This is a genomic window from Microvirga sp. P5_D2 (genome assembly GCF_054049475.1).
This window is the reverse complement of the sequence record NZ_JBFUMH010000318.1, coordinates 1-2,615: the sequence shown is the minus strand read 5'-3', so window position 1 is coordinate 2,615 and position 2,615 is coordinate 1. Positions and strand designations below refer to the sequence as shown.

2 protein-coding genes are annotated in these 2,615 nt (G+C 52.0%); both read right to left on the bottom strand.

Going from position 1 to position 2,615, the window contains the following annotated elements; translation table 11 throughout:
* Nucleotides 1–185: 185 nt before the first annotated feature.
* Nucleotides 186–452, bottom strand: coding sequence for a hypothetical protein (locus ACXJKO_RS31145; protein ID WP_457094871.1), 267 nt, complete (start codon nucleotides 450–452; stop codon nucleotides 186–188).
* Nucleotides 453–902: 450 nt separating this feature from the next.
* A complete protein-coding gene (locus ACXJKO_RS31140) occupies nucleotides 903–2,426 on the bottom strand; it encodes an AlbA family DNA-binding domain-containing protein (protein WP_457094870.1) in 1,524 nt (507 codons plus the stop codon).
* Nucleotides 2,427–2,615: the final 189 nt, after the last annotated feature.

Sequence of the window (2,615 nt, the reverse complement as noted above, 5' to 3'; positions counted from 1 at the left end):
GCTTTTGCTTGCGCAAGTCGGGAACACCCGACTTGCGATGGGGAGAGGTCGAGCGCAGCGAGGGTGAGGGGGATCGCCGTCTCCGGAGAGCGCAGTAACCCCTCACCCGGACCTCCGGTCCGACCTCTCCCTCAAGGAGAGGTGAAGAGCGCTCAACCTCAATCGTTCTCACCCAGCCATGCCCCTCACCGCCGCAGCGTCTGCCGGATGGTCTCCCGATGCTCGTCCCAAAGGTCCCGGTACTCGGGCATGTGATCGCGCAGGGCATCGGAGAAGAACTCCCGCCGCGCGAAGAAGCAGGGCGGCCCATAGCCGCCCTGGCAGCAGCCCTCAACGCGGCAGGCGCGCTTGCGGCACTCCGACGGCATCCGCAGCACATCGGCCAGACGCCGCAAGGCATCGTCGGGGTTGGGAATTCGGGAGAGAAAGGCTTCAGAACGGCTCCTGGGCATGGGGCACCCTCAGCAATAATGGGTTGAACTAAAATGGCTTGGAAAAAGGCTTTGGAAAATCGGCATGCGCCCGCGGGCTCCGGGCTGAAACAGCCGGGAGCCTTTTAGGGCAATCGAGGGTGGCGCGATGGGCAGCCCGGCTCGATGATGGTTGTGTGTGAAGAGCAGGACTGCACTTCGCGCACGGCTTTTTTAGGCGGACAGACGCGACTTGGCCCATGAACTGCCCGAAGCGGACACCGCATTTTGCAGCGGGCGGCTTCGAACCAGAACTGAACCCGGCCTTCTCGCCTGGGCCTCCCGTCACGCGAGGTTGCGTCACCTCGCGCACGAGACCGTGCCCGATCCCACAATCACGACGCCTCGCGAGCGCGCCCCTCGGTGGATCGGGCTGCCCCATACATAGCCAAGGTTAGGATAATTGTCAAGAACAAAGACAGAACTTTTGTCTTAGGCGTTGTTATGTAGCAGTTCGTCAAGGCGACATGCTGCTCTATAAATTGCGCTCCTACGATTACCAGAGCTTTGATCCTGACCTTGGGCTCGATTTAGACAGCCCAGAAGCATACGTTTGACTTGTTTAGAATCCGGTATGGGTTTAGTCAGGCCCATTATAGCATTAGCAAGACGTAAATCCTCTACATCACCTTTTGGTTCTACAGTCTCTCCTCGTGCGAGTGCAGCACAAACAATAGCAGGTTTGCCTGGATTGAACTTAAAAGCTGCGCCGGGTTGACGAAGTCGCTGCACCACAGCATCGCGGATTGATGGATGAGCGGTAATTTGAGCTTTCAAATCTTCGATGATTTTCTCAACTGGCATACCCGTTTGCTCAACATAGTACCATACAGGTAGCCACTTACGCTGACAGTGCGCTTGCGCGTGAATATACTGCATAGGATCAGAGACAGGAACATCACGAAGGAAGTTCCTGATGACAGAATCTGGAGTTACATTCTCGCGTATAATTCGTGCTCTTCCAGTCCCCGTAGTTCCTACTGGTTTAACATCGCCAATCAGGCGAAGAGCTGGTGCACCCTTGACTTCGCTGAACTCGCCCTCGCGGATGAATTGAAGGCTGGGTAGGAGATTCTGATCGATAATAAAGCTCCCGCTTTTGCCTACTACTTGTCCGGTGTCGAGGTTGATTGTAGCTTCTGTTCCAGATGCTAAGCGTGTCATCCGCTGTGAAAATTCGGCAACTGCTCGCTGTTCTCTATTGGCAATTATTTGACGAAGCTCGCCCGGTTTAATTTGGCGTGTTTCACCTACATACCTGTAGTAAATTGCGCCTTCTTTTACAGTGCTATTTCCAATATTCTTCACTGCCATCACGGGTGCGTTATTGTGCGGCTCCACATAAAGAACACCAATCAGCTTATTATCTATAATGACCGATGTTTTCGTAACATGTGGGATCGGATCGAGAGTTGCCGCGAGGGCGCGATTGATCGCAGCTGGATCAGTATTGGAAAATAGGTCGTTAGAGAGGCCCTCTACTGTTTGGGTGCCATCATTTACACCAAACAGAATATATCCACCTTTGTTATTCGCGAATCCTGCTATTGTCCTAATAGAATCAGCAAATCTCTCTAAGGGTTCAAGGCGAAAACTATGCTTACATTCAGCCTTGTCGGTCTCACCTAATCTCAAGACCCAGGAATTATTAGTTTTCATGAACAGTGCAGTAATCGCTTCATGATCTATTGCAGAAATATTTCTTTTTGCTGAGTCTAAAAATTGCTGAGCCTTCCAGGTAGAGAAAAATATCTCCAACTCTGCTGGGGTAGCTATGATAGCTTCCGATCCATATTTGCCTTGTTTAATTTGAGTGATGCGCCCTGAGCTAATGAGACGGTCAGCGCGATTGAAATAAAAATGCACTTCGTCATTTTTCATCCCTTTCGCAAGCATGGCTTTAACCAGCCCAATCTCCTCGTTGGTTATTGTGCGCTTGCGGCTGCCGGTCGCCATCTATTAGTTCCTTGAGCAAACGTCACTAGGTTGCCCAATCAAAGGTTGTGAGTCCATTGAGGTGCTAATGGCTTTTGCATCTATCCCCACAATCCCTAGAAAGTATTCAAGTCGAGCTTGCCGCCTCCATGTTACCTATCACGGCAACTCATTCTTGCACGGGTGGTACGGGGTCTATTGACCCCGTAC